Source organism: Leptolyngbya sp. KIOST-1 (genome assembly GCF_000763385.1).
Classification (GTDB): Bacteria; Cyanobacteriota; Cyanobacteriia; order Phormidesmidales; family Phormidesmidaceae; genus Nodosilinea.
This window is the reverse complement of record NZ_JQFA01000002.1, coordinates 644,864-663,029: the sequence shown is the minus strand read 5'-3', so window position 1 is coordinate 663,029 and position 18,166 is coordinate 644,864. Positions and strand designations below refer to the sequence as shown.

7 protein-coding genes and 1 pseudogene are annotated in these 18,166 nt (G+C 58.9%); 3 read left to right on the top strand and 5 right to left on the bottom strand.

Annotated features, from left to right (window positions below; all coding sequences use genetic code 11):
• Positions 1-22 precede the first annotated feature (22 nt).
• From NF78_RS30760 to NF78_RS32795, 3 genes are all read right to left on the bottom strand, one after another.
• Positions 23-295: a hypothetical protein gene (locus NF78_RS30760; protein ID WP_156119624.1), complete on the bottom strand. Its 273-nt coding sequence runs from the start codon at positions 293-295 to the stop codon at positions 23-25.
• A gap of 163 nt (positions 296-458) precedes the next feature.
• On the bottom strand, positions 459-1,061 hold the full coding sequence (locus NF78_RS03035) for a ParA family protein (RefSeq protein ID WP_081972484.1): 603 nt from the start codon (positions 1,059-1,061) through the stop codon (positions 459-461).
• Positions 1,062-1,149: 88 nt separating this feature from the next.
• Complete coding sequence (locus NF78_RS32795; RefSeq protein ID WP_081972483.1) at positions 1,150-2,259, bottom strand: TPM domain-containing protein; 1,110 nt, start codon at positions 2,257-2,259, stop codon at positions 1,150-1,152.
• A gap of 120 nt (positions 2,260-2,379) precedes the next feature.
• On the opposite strand from NF78_RS32795, the pseudogene NF78_RS33350 reads away from it, so the two are divergent.
• A pseudogene (locus NF78_RS33350) lies at positions 2,380-2,508 on the top strand (peptide chain release factor-like protein); the annotation flags it as partial.
• Positions 2,509-2,993: 485 nt separating this feature from the next.
• On the opposite strand, the gene NF78_RS03020 reads toward NF78_RS33350, so the two are convergent.
• Positions 2,994-10,574, bottom strand: coding sequence for a SpvB/TcaC N-terminal domain-containing protein (locus NF78_RS03020; RefSeq protein ID WP_156119623.1), 7,581 nt, complete (start codon positions 10,572-10,574; stop codon positions 2,994-2,996).
• A 644-nt stretch (positions 10,575-11,218) separates the two neighbouring features.
• On the opposite strand from NF78_RS03020, the gene bchH reads away from it, so the two are divergent.
• The gene (gene bchH, locus NF78_RS03015) at positions 11,219-15,034 is read left to right on the top strand and encodes a magnesium chelatase subunit H (RefSeq protein WP_035988553.1); all 3,816 of its coding nucleotides are present in this window, start codon (positions 11,219-11,221) and stop codon (positions 15,032-15,034) included.
• Positions 15,035-15,036: 2 nt separating this feature from the next.
• Positions 15,037-17,109: a magnesium chelatase ATPase subunit D gene (bchD, locus tag NF78_RS03010; RefSeq protein ID WP_035984823.1), complete on the top strand. Its 2,073-nt coding sequence runs from the start codon at positions 15,037-15,039 to the stop codon at positions 17,107-17,109.
• 37 nt (positions 17,110-17,146) lie between these two features.
• Here the strand turns inward: bchD and NF78_RS32135 are convergent, their stop codons facing one another.
• Positions 17,147-18,127, bottom strand: coding sequence for a hypothetical protein (locus tag NF78_RS32135; protein ID WP_035984822.1), 981 nt, complete (start codon positions 18,125-18,127; stop codon positions 17,147-17,149).
• Positions 18,128-18,166 lie beyond the last annotated feature (39 nt).

The following is an 18,166-nucleotide window of genomic DNA, read 5'->3' as shown; positions in this document are numbered from 1 at the left end:
TGACGTCTTCAGATTCTAGGATTTATCCTTTCAACCGCTTCTGCATTGTCTCCAGCTTCCTCAAATCCGCCGCCCGCTTCCGCCGCTGGTAGCGCTCCTTCGCAGCCCCATTCACCGCCTGCATCGCCTTCGGGTGCTCCGCCAGGTAAAGGTAGGCCGCCTCAAACCACACCTCCTTGGTGATCTTCTCATCCATGCAAAGGTGGCGCAGGGCCTTATCAATCTCTTCTTCCAACCGGGTCGTCGTCCGCACTAGCTGCGGTAACTCCGCCTCATCACCTTGGCTAACAGACATACTGACGTCAACACCCGTAGACTCGCTAGAGTCACTATATCCCGACCCATTGCCCCCTACTGCCACCTGTTGAGGAGACTTCACAGGTAACTCTGCCCCCAACCCATCCGCACGGGGCGGCACACTCGGGCGCTGCCGCTGCATCAACCGTTCCAGCGCATCCTCAGCCATTTTCTCGCCCCTGTTCTAACGCCTCAATCACCCTATGCAGCGGAAATTCCAGCTCCGTGTACCCAATCTCTGACAGCCGCCGCCCCTGCCGAATCGCCTGCTTGTAGCGCTCACTCTCCACAATTGAGGGCAGCACCGGGATTGAGCCTGCTACCTGCTGCATGGCCGCTATGGCCTCGCGGCTATCCGTTGCCTGAGACCGACCAAACCACTTATCTCGAAACGGCAGCACCCCCAGCACCCGGCCTGTAAACGCCCGGATTCGCCGTAATTCCTCCAGTAGCTCCAAACTACGCAGCAGCGAATTTACCCCTTTGGTCGAAGCTTCTGCGGGAATCAGCACCCAGTCAGAAGCCCCCACCACCGACAAACAGATCTGGGTGCGCTGAGGCGGCGAGTCGATGATACAAACGTCAAACAACTCCCCCACCGCCTCAAGGCTGTGATGCAAAGCCAAGGCCCCCATCCCGATGGTGGCCAAGTATTCCTGGGCTTTGTGCAGCCCCTCATCAGCTGGGATCAAAAACAGATTGGCCGCTGCCAGCGGATAGATCCCATCGGCTGTTTCCACCTGGCCCTTCAGCACCTCTAACAGGGTAGGTTCACTCGCTTGAACCTAGTTCCAACTTATTTTGTGTCAGCTTTCTTGGGCAACGGCCTTCTGCCATTCAACGATGAGGCAATCAGCAGATTGCGCACCCAGTTATTGTGATAGCGAGGCCCTGGCCCACCGCACCGCCGCCGCAGCCCCCCTGGAATACGCCATGATCCAGAACAACCTGGGCATTGCCTACTGGAGCCTGGCCCAGCACCAGCAGCCCATGGTTTTGCTCGAACGGGCGATCGCCGCCTACCGGGCAGCACTCCAGTACCGCACCGCCCCCGCCGCCCCCGCCGGCTGTGCCGCCACTGCCAACAACCTGGGCACCGCCTACTGGGACCTGGCCCAGCAGGTAGAAGCCTCCGGTAAACGGCAGCCCCTTGTTGCCAAAGACGAGGCCGATCCTGCCGACAGCGAGGGCCAAGCCTCCGAAAAGCAGGAGGACCGCCGCCTGAACGCCCTGCAGCAGGCCGCAGTGGCGCGGGCGGTATCGCTGTAGCCGCTTGAGGGCCAACCCTCCCGCAAATAGGCCGACTCCGCCCGCCGCCAGGCCGCCGCCAATTGCAACCTGGGGCGACACCCATTCGGTTAGTTCGGGAGGCAGGTAGGCCAGCACCGGGTTGACCGCTGGCGGACTGCTGGGGTCAAACTTCTGGACAATTTGGTTGACGCCGATCAGCGTGCCCTGGCCAATATTGCCCTGCCTGAACTGGGGCAGCATGGCGTCGTCTACGATGGCCTGGGCGACCCGGTCGTAGCTGCGATCGTAGCCCATGCCCAGCTCGATGCGGACCTGGCGATCGCCGGGGGCCACCAGCAGCAAAATGCCGTCGTTGCGTCCGGCATCGCCAATCCCCCAGGTATTGAACAGGTTGGTGGCAAAGGGTTCGAGGGCGGCATCGCCCGTGCCGTAGTCGTAGATCGAGTTTACCGTCAGCAGCACCGCGTGGACTCCAGTGCGACGGCGAAACTGGTCTAGCTGAGCCCTGGCCAAGCTCTTTTCGCCGTCGCTGAGCACCTGGCCATAGTCGTTGACATAGGCATCTAAAAAAGCAGGATAAGCCGCCTGGGCTGGACCCGCGAGCGCAAGCAGCAACAGGGCGATCGCGCTCACTAGCCCCAGTAGCCAATAGCGCGATCGCCCTGGCCCCACTCTCCAAAGCGATCGGTCAGTGACAGACTTGATCCACATACCAGGATACTCAGCGAACGACTGGTTCAAGCATTCCCCAGCCAGCGCAGTCTGCCTCCCGGCTCGGTTCCTTTCCGCTGGGGATGGGGCTATGGTGGAGATAGATGCCCGCTGTCTCCCATGCTGCAAATCACGCCCCGCACCGCTATTCCCCTCAGCGAAATCGAGCTGAGCGCCGTTCGCTCCCAGGGGGCGGGGGGCCAAAACGTGAACAAGGTGGCCACCGCCATTCACCTGCGCTTTGACATTCGGCAATGCCCTCAAACGCCAGACCATGCTTCCTCAGGTAGAGGGCTTTATCCGCCATTTCTGCGGTTTCGCTCATGTACGGCATCACAAAATCCGGACGCAGTTGATAGGCCTCCTTCGTCCTCGGCAGCAAAATCCGTCGGGTCTTAATCTGCTGGCGGGAGGACTCGACCCATCCGTGAAAGCGATAACCGGCCTCAATGCCTTCGGGGAACAGTTCAGGGTGAGCCGCAATCTGCTCGTCGAGATACTGACGAAAGGCCTCCCGATCTTCCACCAAAGTGGCGTAGTCGAGGTCGTCTGCAATGGGGAGACAAATCGTTTTATCGCCTGCGGTTCCACGCTTCCGTCGTTGCTTGGCCATCGGGTTGGCCTCCTGAGCGCTTTCCCTCTATTTTACTCGACACAAACTCGGGGGGAACTAGACTCAGTCATGACTACCACTCTTTATATTGGAATAGCTATTTGAATAGACCTCTGGAGTCTCAATTGGTGTTTGATTCTTGTTTCATTGTTTCTGTCCCAACATACTCACCAATTTCAAACCCTAACTTGGGTGAGGCTAGAATGCCCAAGCGAATACTTTGCTCTAAGAAATAAGCTTTGAGCTGATGGGATGAAAACAAATGTAGTTTTGGAATAATATTTCTCCAAAATATATTTTTGGATCCCCACTGCATTGCAAAACCCATATACTGATTTAGTCCCAACGTTCTATGAGCCCATCCTGTAAAGTTTGGCAACTCTAATAGATTCCACCCAGCATTCACTATTCGATCAGGGATAAAACCACCTTTTGACATAGCAAGTCTTTGAGGAATCAGCCAATGATGAAGAGTCGCGCCAACTCCCTCTGAACCACCTGCTCTTGCACTCCAGTATAAAGATCTCGTAGTAGGATAAGAGGCTCTACCCAAGAAAAATCCCCTAAATCCAAAGGCAGCAGATTGTGATGCCCTAGCACCAGCATTGGCAGCTGCTCCCAGACTTGCAGTTCCTAATGTTATTGCCGTTTCAAAAGCTGTTTCAGGTGTCCATAGCGAAGCACAAAATCCAAATATCCAGCCTGTGCTTAATTTGAGCTTGCCTGGAAAACCACCTTGTTTCTCACCCTCTAAAACTAGATCTGACCAAAATTGAGCTGCCTCAAAACCTGCCTTAGTTCCAGGCAAATATGAACCTAATGGATTCTCCTCTACATCAGCTATTTCAGGAACTGTATCCTTTATTTCAGCTATTCCTGAAGTGCTTTCAGTTTGTCCTAAAGTTTCTGGTTTATCAAAATCCCCTAGATGCATTGTTATTGATAGACGACCTCCGGGAGTGATCTCAAATCCCTCTTTTCTGGCAAATTCAGCAGTGGCAGGGTCAATTGGTGTAGTGCCTCCAGGATCTACTAACGTAAGTGGTTTATTTTGAGCGTATAAGAAAAGATTTATGCCATCTAAAGTGCCAGCCGGATCTGTCGTGATCCATCGCTTCAACCAGGGCGCATAATACCTTGCTCCGTGATAATACAACCCACTTTCATCATCCCGTTCCTTCCCCGTAAACCGATACCGTTTCCAGCGAAAACTGCCAAAACTGGTCTCCCCGTAGGGCGTAAATTCTTCCCGATTAATTAACCCGCCAGTCTCATCCATCACCACCTGGCTACTGCCCAAATGATCCCCCAGGTGATACTGCACCGCCGGGGTCGTATTCCGTTCATCCAACGGTTTCCCCACCCGCACCAGGGCAATGCGCGACTGGTCATCCATTACATGCAGCGTATTGTTCTCTTGCCGTTGACCTCCCGTGATCTGGTAATGCAGCTCAAATACCCCATCCACATACACCGTCACCTCATAGCGATTTGCCCCCTTCCACACCAGCTTCTTCACCCGCTGGCCGCTGGCGTCATACAGGTAAAGGGCTATCACCGATGGTTCCGCCGTCCCGGCCTGGGTGCGAAAACTCCGTAGCCGGTCGTTGTGATCCCACTCAAATTGACGAGACTGATTTTCTCGAATCAGATTCCCATTCGCATCAAAGAAATGGGTCTGGCTAACGATCGGCGACTGCGCCCCATTCACCCGACTATCCACCACATGGGTCAGTTGGTTCCCCAGCGGGTCGTCCCACTGCCCATTCACATAGTTTCGCCACGCCGCGTCCCAATCCACCGGCGATAGCTCACCCATGCCAAACTGCCGCTTCCAGGCTCCATGCCCCGTCCAGTGGCGCATCTCCACCATGTTCCCCGCTGGGTCATAGGCATATTCTTCGGTGTATTCACAGGTCAGGTTCGGGGCATTATTCTGATTCGGCGTTGGCGGCGACGACGGATAAAATCCCGATCCACAGTCTCCATTGTCTTGCCACTGGGTAGCCACATCGGCCCACGGTCGGGGTTGGGGCATCTGCTGACACTCCCGCCCCGTCGCTGAAATCAACCGATACAGCGGGTCATAGGTAAAGTCGCGATTCAGGGCATTTGGCCCTAAGGGCATATCATGCACCCCACTCCCCGGTGTGCGGTCTCGAATTCGCAGGATGTTGCCCGCTAGGTCATAGTCATAGCCCAAGTCTTGAATCGCCGTCCCCTTGGGTTGATAGGTCAACGAATCACCACCGGAATGCTCAAAGGGGCTGGTTAGCAACCGCACCAAGCGAAACGTCTGCGGATCATAGGCATAGCGGGTCATCACCCCATTGCCATAGGCAATCAGCACCCGCTGCCCCTTGGCGTTGTAGGCCATCCGCTCCACATAGGGCTGGTCATCCAGCGTCACCCGTTCCAACGCCCCGGCCCGGTTATAGTCTGGCTTCAGCACCTGGCGATGCCGTTCAACATCCTGCGGGTACTGCATCGCCTTCACCCGGTTCAGGGCATCGTAGGTCGCTGACGTGCAAAATTCTTGGGCATCCAGCAGTCGGGCTGCCTCATTAGCCGGGGTGCTCCCTGGCGGTTGCCAGTCCACCCGATAGGCTTGATTAGCCCAATCCACAGAAGCATGATTCAACACATCCAGGATGGGCCGATCCTGAATCACCCGGCGCACCTTCTCCAGCCCGTTGCCCTTAAAGTCGTAGGATTCAAACCTTAGCAATCCTGCTTCGTCATAGTGCTGGTAAAGCTTGCCGCGCAAGTTCGCTGCTTTCGCCTGATCAACCGTTAAGTTAGCCTCCGGGCTGTCGCCATACACCAGATGCTCCCGCAGACTGAGAGGCTGACCTCCACCATCCCTGGCCCACAGATCCGTAGGTCGGTTTAGGGCATCATAGGCTTGCAGAATCAACGCGCCCTTACTATCCCGCCGTTCAATTTCATTCCCCGCCGCATTCAGCACCGTGCGACGAACCCCCGCATCTATACTGATCACCCGCAGCGGATTGTTCGCCAGGTCATAGACATACCGGAACGCTTCTCGCCCCAGGGCATCGGTTACCGTCAGCAGATTGCCGCGAATGTCATAGGCCGATCGGGTGCGATATTCCTCAATTACTGGCAGCGGCTCATTTGAGTTAGGCCGTTTCGCCCGGTTACGCTCCACTGCCTCCACCGTGCGACCCAAGCCATCGATCACGATGCTGCTGGGAGTATTCCAGTGATGCTCGTAGGCTGGGGCCGTCTGGGCGTGGGTGCGTCCGGCATTGTCGTTGGCATCGTAGGTATACGCTTCCCAGGGCGTGGGGCTAAAGTTCTCAGGCGTTGCCAAATCAGCCGGGATGCCATAGATCACCCGTTGCTCCGACCCATCCGGGTTCACCGTGCGAATCACCTGCCCCCGTGGGTCATAAAACATCGTCACCTTCTGCTCCAATTCCCGATCCACCGGCGGGGCATACTCCCATCCTGTGGAGAAAAACGGCTCGTATTTCTCCACTACCCGGCCTTTGTTGTCGTAGATCTGCCAGCCACTCACCACCACATTGGGCTTGGCCGCATCCAGATTCTCAATGCCCACCACAGCCGCCCCAAAGCCAGCCGCCTGATCCGCAGGCAGGACGCTTTCACCGCCCCCAAACACCGCATCGCCAAACCGCACCGTTTCCCCCTGGGTGCGCGTCTGGAGCAGCCGCCCAAAGCCATCGGAATAGTCACGGGACTCGATGGTTTCATCCCGTTTGGGTAGAGGAATGTTGGTCTCCGTATCGTGGTGGATATGCCGCATCGTGCGGACAAAAATCGGCTCACGGTTACCTGGCGGACTCTTTTCAAAGGCCAGAAAGTCATAGTCCAGCCGGGTACTGGGTCGGGTTTGATCCCCCTCATGGTTGCCCTTGCCCTTCACCCAGGTCTCCGTCAGAAGTCCCAAAGGCGAGAACTTAAATTCCGTCACATTGCCATTGGGGTCGATCACCCGCTCCGGCTGCAAGACGCGATAGTTGTATTTGGCTTCTGTTTCTAGCTCAACCGGATCTTTTACCTTCTCTGGCAAGAGCTGGTAGGGACTGTCATAGGTGATGGTCGTCTCATGTCCCAGCGGGTCGCGGGTCGCTGTCACCAGTCCCCGTCCCTGTCCAAAGCGTTGGAAGTCATACTGCCGCTGTTCCGTAGCCACAAAGTACCCTTCGCCGACACCATCCACTCCCAGGCGATAGCGATAGCCTGCCCGTGTTACTAACCTTTGGAATCTGTCAGGATAGTCAGTCGTCCAGACTGGGATCTCATCCGTCAGGTAGATCGGCCTTCCGGTGGTATCGGGGAGCGTAGTTCCGGTAGGATACGCCTCATCCAAAATGGCCTCGGTCAACACCAGACTCTCAGACCGCACCAACGCACCAAACTGTTCAATGCAACCTTCATCGCATCCCAAAAACGCCTCGCCGTCATAGAAATTCAGGGTTTGACCGATCAACTTCAGCGTCGGATTTGTTTTAATTGCCGATAGTGTTCGACCGGCAGTTTCCTTGAACTCATAGGTCGTGGTTTTCGCCACGCGATCATGAATATAGACCCCAACAGCCTCAGGCTCGACATAGACAGTCTCAGTGCGCGTGGCTAGATAGGGGTTGTCTCCGGTCGTGGGCCGATCCTCCAGCCTGTGCCAGCCTCTCGGACAGGCCATCTGAATCTGACGGCGGGGCTGACCGTAGGTGTCATAGTCCTCCGTAAAGCTGAACTGGGTCATCGGTTCCTCTCCCCGTTCCCACTGGGTGGTCCGCTGAGCCAGGGTATGGGGGAAGAAGATTGGTCGCTGTTCCCCATTGTCTGCACCAGGGGACGACTCCTCCCGGACAGAATGGAGCGACTCCGTCACTGTATAAGGACGATCCTGCCGTGGTGATCCATCCAGGGCATATAGCTCCGTGCGTAACATCCGCCCCCGCAACGTCCGGATGGCATCCCGTTGGTGTCGGCGGTGGTCTCGAATGGGTTGGCGTGAAGCCCTGGCATTTGGCAATAGGTCAGGCAACAGAGGCGCATCACCCGCCCAATATTCATCCCGGTAGTCCACCTCGTCCCAATCTCCAAATTCCTCTCCCACCGGGCCGAGATGGAACCAGGTTCGGGTTTCTAAAGGAGGTGAAAACGATTTTGTCTTCCAGTCCTCCAACCATGCTTGTCGATCTTGAGGCTTGATATGGGGGGGCGTAATCATAGCCACTGGATCCGTATCGAAAAACCGCAGGCGATTAAGGGACTCCCGTTCCGCCTCCCGCTGGGGATCGAACTCAAATCGAATTGTGCCAGCAGCCCGGCGCTCTGCCTCCCGTGCCTCTGCCTCCCTTTGAGATACAGACAACCGGTCATTGGGTGATACATCGGCGAACAATTCGGCGCTAATGTAATCCTCAAATACCTCAGTGTCCCGCTGATCGACTCGACCAAAGCCCCGAAACTCTCGCTCGGCTCCATCCCAGTAGCCATGGTGGTAGCGATACTCCGTCGTCAGCTTCCCTTTCGAGATCTCATCAATCACCTCCACCTTGGCCACCGTCAGTACCGGAAACGGTAGGGGAGTCTTCCAGGGTTGTCGCTGTTGCTCATCTTCCAGATAAAACTTGGTCGAAGGTTGGTACTCCACCTTCGTCACCGCCCCCATGTGGTTGTCCATCTGGTGCAGCAGATAGGGCTTCACTCCCCCCGTAAAATCCAGAAAATAGAGATGGTTGCGGCCATACTGCTGCAAATCCGCACTCCACAGCACTCCAGCAACACCCGTGCCCAACAAATCCACCAGCCGCACCGCATCCATATCCGTGACAGAGGGGGTGCCCTTAATGGCGATCGGGCCGCTCCAACCATTGCCACTCTGGTTAATCCACAGGATTACCTGGTTGTTATCCACATACACCAGATCCGCCAACCCGTCCCCATCCACATCACCAATCAAAATCCGGCGCGGGTCGTAACCATAGTGGAAGCGGGGACTGTTACGCATCGACATCCGCTTCCCCCAGATGCCATAGCCCAGGTTGGGCCAGTACTCGATATTGCCGTCATAAACCAGCACGATATCCTGCAGGCCATCCCCACTCATGTCCCCCCACTTCACTCTGGGGTCTGAGAAATTGATATTGGACAAGCCCTCGATACTTCCCCTAGTGGTCTCCCCCCAGCCCTCCTGCGGGTCGTTAAAGAAACACTCCAGCCAACTGCCCGAGCGGATGGCATCCGTCACCCCATCCCCAGTCAGATCGACCAACTGCACCGCCGGGTCTTCCAGATTGAAACTGGGAGCCATTCGGTAGGGCTGAAACGACTTGCGATCCCACAGTCCACCAAATTGGAGGGGAAAGTAGCCCGATAATCCGGGTCGCGTCACTAATAGGTCAATGCGGCCATCGCCATTGGCGTCGATCAGTTGCACCCCCTGATCCGCCAGTTGTAGTCCGGCTGGGGCTTCCTTCATCGACCTGGGCAGGTCAAATCGACCATTACCCAGATTGCGCCAGTAGCGCACCGTGCCGTTTATCTCCAGAATGGCCGGCAGGCCGTTGCCAAACAGATCAGCCAGTTCCAGTTCCGGATTGCCCAGGGAGCGAGCCGGTAAATTGCGCCCTTCGACAGGGAAGAAATCTTGGCCTTGTGGTTCAAACCGGCTGTAATCAAATTCCAGCGGCGGCAGATCTTCCGTAGTATCACCATCATGACCAGAAACCTTGACCTGGCTCAGCAGCGACACCCCATTCAGTGGCAGCAGGGCCTCCAGGTTGCCCAGATCCGTTCGCTGATCCAAATAAACGAACTGGTAGGTGCGGGTTAGCCGCTCCTGATCGGCGTGGGTACGAATTTTGATGCGCTGACAGCGCCTGCGAGTGCGAATTTCAAATCCCGATCGATAGTCCGAGAAGGGATCGGGCCGGTCTTCATACTCAAAGGTAACCGATACCAGAAACTCAGGATTGTCCCGATCTCCATAATCGGCATAACGGATTTGTTTCAAATAAAGCTGGTCCCAGTGATGGGGGTCGTCTGTGCCAGTGTCTCCCTCATAGTTGTAGACAATCACATTGCCAAACGGGTCGCGGGTCTGGGTCAGCGACCAGGAGAAAATATGGCTGCGATCTCCTGGGTTAGCAATGACCGCCGGATCCACCCAGGTGTTATCGGCATTGACAGGCAGTTCCGCTGTGCCGTAATGGCTGACCAGTCCATCCTTACTGCGCACCTCCCAGTAGTCCTGCACCGGGCCATTTGGCAGGTGAACAATGTGATGGTGCTGAATGCGAGCAAATAAGCCTTCCGTACGGGGACGATAGGTGACGGATACCGATCGACGCCTATCCGTCTCGAAATGCTCTTCCTTTACTGGGACCAAATCCTCAGCCCCTGAAAGGATAAACACATCCCGATCGTCGTCATACCGGGGAATCCCCTTCGAGGTCTTGCGGCTGACACCGGGGATGCTCAGGCCCCAGCCCAGTCCGAAGTCTCCATTGCCATTGCCGGTGCTGTAGACCAGGTTCAGTTCCGGTTGAAAGCCGTTGCGACCGGGAGGGATGGCGATTGGTACGGTGAAATTGCCGGTGCCGGTAAATAAGTCGGGCGAGAAGGTTTCGCCGATGCCGTGTAGCGCTCCGCCACCCTTAGGGAGCGAGATGACTTGGCTGGAGGTGCCAGATTTGTTGCTCATAAAGCCCCCCACCAGCACCCCTCGGCATCGCCAACCAAGGTGGCTACTGGGCGGCTAAGATACCTTTGGCCAGTGCTGATAGACGAACAATAGCCCAAGCCGTGTGTATCGACTTGGTAATTAGTGGTGTCTTGATCTGCCATACACCCCTCCTACTTGAAGAGAGGCTTCACGTGAAGCGATCGTTAATTGGCTAAATTAAATAGAAATACGGTGAGTAATCTCACCTAATTCAGCCTACCTCCAGGGCCAGACCGCCCAGTATTTTCGTGACCGTTCTCTATGCTTCTTGAACCTTGTTTACAGAATGGCTTGCCGACTCTTGTCACCCATTATGGGCAACTACCGCTATCCCAGGTGCGATCGCAGCCGGACATTTTTCGATCCGGATCTGCCCCAGCCAGACTCATCACCGCTCCGCCATCTCGGCAAATTTTTGTGCTCGCTACAAAAGCAGGCTGGCTCTCTAGAACTAAGATCAAGTAAGACGGCAGCAGCTTAACGCAAGCCATGGTTCTGTCACAGAATCTAGGAGCCAGGAGATAGTCACCACCGCACTTCTAGCTTCTCTCTCCTAGATACCAAGCCCTGCCGCTTAAGCGGATACTCAGACGGCAACCATGGAGTCTATTCAGGGGCAGGGTATGCAACGCATCGTCTTGATTGCTGGGTTTGAGTCCTTCAACGCCGACCTCTACCGGCAGGCGGCCCAGCTGGCCCAGACCCGCTGCCCTGAGCTAGAGATTCGAGTATTTAGCGATCGCGACCTCACCCCCCATGCCGATGAGGTAGAAGCCGCTCTCCAAGTTGCTGATGTCGTCTTTTGCAGCCTGATCTTTGACTACGACCAGGTGATGTGGCTACGGGAGCGCATGCAAACCATCCCCATTCGACTGGTGTTTGAGTCAGCTCTGGAGCTGATGAGCCTGACCCGGCTGGGGAAATTTGTGATTGGCGACCAGCCCAAGGGTATGCCCAAGCCAATCAAATTTATTCTCAGCAAGTTCAGCAGTGGTCGTGAAGAAGACAAGCTAGCGGGCTACCTGAGCTTTCTCAAGACCGGCCCCAAGCTGCTCAAGTTTGTGCCGGTCCAAAAGGTGCAGGACCTGCGCCACTGGCTGATCATCTACGGCTACTGGAACGCGGGCGGCAGCGACAATGTGGCGGCGCTGTTCTGGTTTTTGGCTGAAACCTACCTGGGCCTCGCCGTGGGCGACATTCCGCCGCCGCTGGAAACGCCGAACCTGGGCCTGCTGCACCCCGATCACCCCGACTACTTTGAGTCGCCCTGGCAGTACCTCGACTGGTACCGCCAGGCCCATCCCGAGGCCCAGGGCTGGCCGGTGGTGGGGCTATTGCTCTACCGCAAACATGTGATCACCCACCAGCCCTATATTCCCCAGCTGATTCGCCAGTTTGAGCAGGCCGAGCTGGTGCCGCTGCCGATTTTTATCAATGGGGTGGAGGGCCATGTGGCCGTGCGCGACCTGCTCACCACCGCCTACGAAACCGCCCAGCGGCAGGGGGGGCAGCGCGATACCCTCTCTCTCTCGCCCGAAGCCGCCGAGGTGGATGCGATCGTCTCGACCCTGGGGTTTCCCCTGGTGGGTGGGCCAGCGGGCTCCATGGAGGCGGGGCGGCAGGTGGAGGTGGCCAAGCGCATCCTCAGCGCCAAGAATGTGCCCTACATCGTCGCGGCCCCGCTGCTGATTCAAGACATTCACTCCTGGACGCGCCAGGGCATTGGCGGTTTGCAGAGTGTGGTGCTCTACGCCCTGCCGGAGCTGGATGGGGCGATCGACCCGGTACCTCTGGGCGGGCTGGTGGGCGACAACATTTATCTGATTCCCGAACGGGTGCAGCGGTTAACCGGGCGGCTGAAGCGATGGATTGCCCTGGGGCACAAGCCCCGGGCAGAGCGCAAGATCGCCATCATTCTCTACGGCTTTCCCCCCGGCTATGGGGCCACGGGCACGGCGGCGCTGCTCAACGTGCCGAAGTCGCTGCTGGCTCTGTTGCAGGCGCTCAAGGCCCAGGGCTATACCGTGGGGGACTTGCCAGCGGAGGGCGAAACGCTGATTGAGTGGGTAAAGGCGGCGGATGAGGCGATTCCCGGTTTTCAGAACCCCAGCGCTAAGATCCCCGGTTTCTTGAGAGAAACCGGGGATCTAGATGCCCCGCAACCCGCCACGGTTTCGCTGCGGCAGCTGGAGAAATGGCTGACCTATGTGCAGCGCGATCGCATGACTCGCCAGTGGGGTGCCCTCGAAAAAGCCGACCTCAAAACCTTTGACCAGCAATGCCTGCTCGGCGGCGTGCAGCTCGGCAATGTGTGGATTGGCGTGCAGCCGCCCCTGGGGATTGCTGGCGACCCGATGCGGCTGATGTTTGAGCGCGACCTCACCCCCCACCCCCAGTACGCCGCTTTTTATAAGTGGCTGCAAAACGAGTTTGAGGCCGATGCGGTGGTGCACTTTGGCATGCACGGCACCGTGGAGTGGCTGCCCGGCTCGCCCCTGGGCAATACCGGCTACTCCTGGCCCGACATTTTGCTGGGCGATCTGCCTCACCTCTATATCTACGCTGCCAACAACCCCAGCGAGTCAATGCTGGCCAAACGGCGGGGCTACGGCGTGCTGATTTCCCACAATGTGCCGCCCTACGGTCGGGCCGGGCTCTACAAAGAGCTGCTGGCCCTGCGGGAGCTAGTTGCCGAATATCGCGAAGACCCCGCCAAAAACTATGCCCTCAAAGAGGCCATTCTCAAGAAGCTGTTTGACACCGGCCTCGACGCCGACTGCCCCTTTCCTGAGGCCAAAAAACTCGGCATTGAGTTCACCCCCGAGACGGTAAATTTGTTCAGCGCCGCCGTCTTCAACCGCTACCTGGTCACCCTCTACGACTACCTGCAAGTGCTGGAAAACCGCCTCTTCTCCAGCGGTCTCCACATCCTCGGCCAGCCCCCCACCGCCGAAGAATTGCACAGCTACCTCGCCGCCTACTTCGGCGACGAGTTGCCCCCAGACCTGCTCCAAGCCATGAGCCAACTGACCTCAGCCTCTAGAAGCCAGGAGCTAGACGCCAAAATCCAAACGCTAAAATCCAAAATCTCCCCCGAAACCTGGCCCCAGCTCGACGCCAAAATTCAACAGGGCCTCGACATCGGTACCCTGCTGGCCCAAACCACCGACGAGCTGACCAACCTGCTGCGGGGGCTCAACGGCGAATACATTCCCCCGGCCCCCGGCGGCGACCTACTGCGCGATGGCCCTGGGGTGCTGCCCACGGGGCGCAACATCCACGCCCTCGACCCCTACCGCATGCCCTCCCCGGCGGCCTACCTGCGCGGTCGGGAGATTGCCCAAAAGATTTTGGCCCAGCACCAGCAGGAAACCGGCACCTACCCCGAAACCGTAGCGGTGATGCTGTGGGGGCTGGATGCGATCAAGACCCGGGGCGAGTCGATCGCCATGGTGCTGGAGCTGGTGGGGGCCGAGCCGGTGAAGGAGGGCACGGGGCGGATTGTGCGCTACGAGCTGCGGCCCCTGGCGGAGCTGGGGCACCCCCGGGTGGATGTGCTGGGGAATTTGTCGGGGATTTTTCGCGACAGCTTTGTCAATATCATCGAGCTGCTGGATGACCTGTTTCAGCGGGCGGCGGCGGCGGATGAGCCCGAAGAGCAAAATTTCATTCGCAAACACGCCCTGGCTCTGCAAGCCCAGGGGGTAGACAATGCCAGCGCTCGCCTGTTCTCCAACCCGGCGGGGGATTTTGGCTCGCTGGTGAACGATCGCGTCACCGATGCCAACTGGGAATCGGGCGATGAGCTAGGAGATACCTGGCGCGATCGCAACACCTTCAGCTACGGTCGCCAGGACAAAGGCCAGGCCCGCCCCGAAATTTTGCACACCCTGCTGAAGAGCACGGAGCGGGTGGTGCAACAGATCGACTCGGTGGAGTATGGCCTCACCGACATCCAGGAGTACTACGCCAACACCGGGGGCCTGAAGCGGGCTGCCGAAATGCAGCGGGGTCAAGCCGTCACCGCCAGCTTTGTGGAAAGCTTCTCCAACGACACCACCCCCCGCAAGCTGGAAGACCTGCTGCGGATGGAGTATCGCACCAAGCTGCTGAACCCGAAATGGGCCGACGCCATGGCCAACCAGGGCTCCGGCGGGGCCTACGAAATTTCGCAACGGATGACGGCGCTGATGGGCTGGGCCGGCACCGCCAACTTCAAAGACCCCTGGGTTTACGACCAGGCCGCCGCCACCTACGCCCTCGATGCCGCCATGGCCGAAAAACTGCGCCAGGCCAACCCCGAAGCCTTTCGCAACCTGGTCGGGCGCATGCTAGAGGCCCACGGGCGCGGCTTTTGGCAGCCCGAGGCCGACCAGCTCGACCAGCTGCGCCAGCTCTACGACCTCACCGACGCCGACCTGGAAGGGGTGAAGGGGTAGCCATGGTCGCTGCTGCCCCCCGCACGGACACCTTTCCCCTGGCGGCCATTGTTGGCCAAGATGCGATTAAATCGGCCCTGCTGCTGCTGGCCGTCGATCCCGGCCTGGGCGGCGTCATCATCGCCGGGAGGCGCGGCACCGCCAAATCCGTCATGGCTCGCGCCCTCCACGCCCTGCTGCCCCCGATTGAAGTGGTGCAAGGCTCCCGCTGGAACGCCGACCCCACCAACCCCGACGACTGGGAGGATAGAGGAGGAATTAGGAGTCAGGAGTTAGGAGCCAGCCCCAAAGCTCGCCCACCCTCCCACCCATCTACCCCCTCACTCCCCACTCCCCCGTTCCCCACCCGCCTCATCCCCACTCCCTTCATCCAAGTTCCCCTCGGTGTCACCGAAGATCGCCTGCTGGGCTCGGTGGATGTCACCCAGTCGATCAAGCGGGGCGAGCCGGTGTTTCAGCCGGGGCTGCTGGCGGAGGCCCACCGGGGGGTGCTCTACGTAGATGAGATCAACCTGCTGGATGACCACATTACCAACCTGCTGCTGACGATTTTGGCCCAGGGGTATAACCGCATTGAGCGCGAGGGCATTAGCATTCAGCATCCCTGCCGCCCGCTGTTTATCGCCACCTACAACCCGGCGGAGGGCGATCTGCGATCGCACCTGATCGACCGCTTTGCGATCGCCCTCTCCGCCGACCAGCCCCTGGCTCTGGCGGAGCGGGTCGAAGCAGTGGAGCGGGCCACCCAGTACAGCACCTCTCCCCAGGCGTTTTTAGCCCAGTACACCTCCTCTCTGGTGGATCTCAAGGCCCAGATTGCCCTGGCGCGGGCCTGGTTGCCCCAGGTGCAGGTGCAGCCCGAGCAGATTGCCTACCTGGTGGATGAGGCGATGCGGGCGCAGGTGGAGGGGCACCGGGCCGAGCTGTTTGCCCTACGGGTAGCCAAGGCCCAGGCCGCTCTCCAGGGCCGCCTGAGGGTGGAGGCCGAAGACCTGCATCGAGCGGTGGAACTGGTGATTGTGCCTCGGGCCACGGTCGTTGCCCTGCCCCCCGAACCGCCGCCCGATCTCCCGCCCGCCCCCCCCAAAGACAATCCAGACTCTGACCAGGAACCCGAAGCCGAGACCCCGGAACCCCTCGAGGGGGGCAGCATCCCCGAGGAGTTTGTGTTTAGCCCTGAAGGGGTGGTGCTCGACCCCTCGGTGCTCTACTTTGCGCAGCTAGCCCATCGCCGCCACGGCAAAGCCGGGGGCCGGGGAGTCATTTTCTCCCAGGAGCGGGGCCGCTACGTCAAACCGATGTTTCCCCAGGGGCCGGTTCAACGGGTGGCGATCGATGCCACCCTGCGAGCGGCGGCCCCCCACCAGACGTTTCGACGACAGCGCTATGCCCAGGCACACCCCGATCAGCCGGGTCAACCCCGCCGCATTTTTGTCGAAGCCGATGACGTTCGCGTCAAGCGGCTGGCCCGCAAGGCCGGGGCCTTGATTATCTTTGTGGTGGATGCCTCGGGGTCGATGGCCCTCAACCGCATGCAGGCCGCCAAGGGGGCCGTGCTGCAACTGCTGGGGGAAGCCTACCGCAGCCGCGATCACATTGCCCTGATTGTCTTTCGCGGCGAACAGGCGGAGGTGCTGCTGCCCCCCACCCGCTCCATTACCGCTGCCCGTCGTCGCCTTGATCGCCTGCCCTGTGGCGGCGGCTCGCCCCTCGCCCACGGGCTGGCGCAGGCGGTGCGTCTGGGCGAAAACGCCCGCAAGTCGAAAGATATTGGCCAGGTAGTGATCGTCTTGATCACCGACGGTAAGGCCAATGTGCCCCTGGCCCATTCCCTGGGGCAACCTGACCTGGGCCTGGAGGCCACCCCGATCAAGACTGAACTGATCCAGATTGCTGCCGCCATCCGCAGCCTGGATCTACAGCTGCTGGTGATCGACACCGAAAATAAGTTCATCTCCTCTGGCTTTGCCCAGGAGCTGGCCGAGCAGGCCGGGGGCCACTACTACTATCTGCCGAAGGCGACGGAGGGGGCGATCGCCACCATGACTCGCAGCGCAATCCACGCCGTTCTGTAGAAAGACCTCCGAGGTTTGAAACCTCGGAGGTCTTTGGCTATTCTGCAACGTCCTTGCTTACTTGCCAGGCGGTCTGCCCCCCCAGCTTGCCCGCCTTGGTAAAAACCCAGGTGCCGCGCCGAAACGAGTCCTGGCCCTTGGGGCAGGTGGGGTGTACGCCAATTAGCTGGTGAATCTCCTCGCTGGCTAAAATCCAACCGCTGGCACAGGCCTGCTCTAGCACCTCCATATACCAGAGCGGGTTAACCGGGGGCTGCGGTCTGGCCTGCAGGGTTTCGCTGAGGCGGTCGAGGGCGGCTGAGATCGCCTCTAGGGCCTGCTGGTGGCCCCCACCCAGCTCAACCGTTGGGGGATCCGCCGCTGGGTGTAGTGCTGCAGGCGGGGAGGCCCGTGGGGGTTCCAGTTCTGGGGTGGCGAGGGGCGTCAACCAGGGATCGCCCAAAGGCGCGGCAGGGGGCTCCGACGAGGCAGCCGGGGGCGCGGCGACCGACGTGGCTCCAGGGCTTGGCTCAGCCGGGCCGGGCTTGGGGCTGAGCGCAAATTCGTGTTTTAGCAGCCACAGGCGGTTAAGCTCATTGGCCCAGTTATAGAGGTAATTCGCTGAGGCTGAATCGCCCTTGGCCACGAACTGGGCAGCCACCTGTTGCAGGTAGTGGACTAAGCCTGGGCCGATGAGCGCCTCGTGGGCCGCTAGCAGATCCCCCTCCGCGCCCTCAGGGCAGTCTAGAAGGGCTTTGACGAACTCTAGATAGGCCTGGGACTGGTCATCCTCTGGGGCGAGGGGCACGGTCTGGGCCACAAACAGGTGGTGAATTTGTCCCGCCAGATTGTGGAGAAACTTGGCTTCCTGGGCATTGCCCTGGCGAACCAGTTGGGTGGCCACCTGTTCCATGACTTGCACCAATTCTGGGGTGACCAGCCCTTCATTTTGGCGCAGCAAAATCCATTCCTCTCCACTGGGGCAGGCCAGCAGTTGTTCGATCAGGCTGATGTAGCTCCGCAGGCGTTGTGAGTTCATAGGGGAATAGCTCCATCGCGTTAGAGCGCTATCTTTAGC

Excerpts from the sequence above, each read along its gene's own strand:
- NF78_RS30760 (WP_156119624.1), bottom strand. The coding sequence starts at position 295 with ATGTCTGTTAGCCAAGGTGATGAGGCGGAGTTACCGCAGCTAGTGCGG.
- NF78_RS32795 (WP_081972483.1), bottom strand. The coding sequence starts at position 2,259 with ATGTGGATCAAGTCTGTCACTGACCGATCGCTTTGGAGAGTGGGGCCA.
- NF78_RS03020 (WP_156119623.1), bottom strand. The coding sequence starts at position 10,574 with ATGAGCAACAAATCTGGCACCTCCAGCCAAGTCATCTCGCTCCCTAAG.
- bchH (WP_035988553.1), top strand. The coding sequence starts at position 11,219 with ATGCAACGCATCGTCTTGATTGCTGGGTTTGAGTCCTTCAACGCCGAC.
- bchD (WP_035984823.1), top strand. The coding sequence starts at position 15,037 with ATGGTCGCTGCTGCCCCCCGCACGGACACCTTTCCCCTGGCGGCCATT.
- NF78_RS32135 (WP_035984822.1), bottom strand. The coding sequence starts at position 18,127 with ATGAACTCACAACGCCTGCGGAGCTACATCAGCCTGATCGAACAACTG.